At 66.7% G+C, this 965-nt stretch carries 1 protein-coding gene; it reads left to right on the top strand.

Annotated features, from left to right (window positions below; genetic code table 11):
• Nucleotides 1–39: 39 nt before the first annotated feature.
• Nucleotides 40–965 (top strand): glycosyltransferase (locus A5711_RS10305; protein WP_082975702.1); only part of this gene is annotated, 926 nt, incomplete at its 3' end.

Raw genomic sequence — 965 nt, 5'->3', positions numbered from 1 at the left:
GGTGGGCGCCGGCGCACGGCAACTGCAAGGCTAGGACCCGTGACGAAATTCGCCCTCGCCGGCTACGGAACGCGCGGCGACATCGAGCCATTGGCAGCGGTCGGCCGCGAGCTGCTGCGCCGAGGGCACGACGTGGCCGTGGCCGTCCCACCGGAATTGATGGGTTTCGCCGAGTCCACCGGGCTCGCGGCGGTCCCGTACGGCCCGGAACTGCACGACTTCCTGGACGAGGAGTTCCTCCGCAACATGTGGGCTGAGTTCTTCCGGAACATCTGGACGATCCGCAGCCCGATCAGGTTGATGCGCAAGGTCTGGGAGCCCCTCATCCGGCATTGGGGCGAGGTCAGCGCGGCGCTGACGTCCCTCGCCGCCGACGCTGACCTATTGTGCACCGGCCTGAATTTCGAGCAGGCCGCCGCCAACGTCGCGGAACACTACAACATTCCGCTGGCGACACTGCATCACTTCCCGATGCGGCCGAACGGGCAGCTGATTCCGATGCTGCCGGGGCCGATGGTTCGCACCGGAATGGCGGTGTACGACTGGGTGTGCTGGCGCATGAACAAGAGGGCCGAGGACCGCCAGCGCCGTGAACTCGGCTTGCCCACGGCCACGGTTGCCTCGCCGCGACGGATCGCAGAACGTGGGTCATTGGAAATCCAGGCCTACGACGAGGTGTGCTTCCCCGGGCTCGCTGCCGAATGGGCGAAATGGGGCGGCCAGCGTCCTTTCGTTGGATCGCTGACGATGGAGCTGCCCACCGATACCGACGACGAGGTGTTGTCGTGGATCGCGAAGGGGACACCGCCGATTTGCTTCGGCTTTGGCAGCATGCCGGTTGCCGAATCGCCGGCCGACACGGTCGCTCTGATCGGCGCGGCGTGCGCGGAGCTGGGTGAGCGGGCGCTGGTGTGCTCCGGGTGGAGCGATTTCAGCGACGTGCCGCACTTCGACCACGTCAAGGT

It is taken from the genome of Mycobacterium sp. E2238, from assembly GCF_001672665.1.
Classification (GTDB): Bacteria; Actinomycetota; Actinomycetes; order Mycobacteriales; family Mycobacteriaceae; genus Mycobacterium.
Note: the sequence above shows the minus strand (reverse complement) of the source record. Positions and strands in the feature narration are given on the sequence as shown.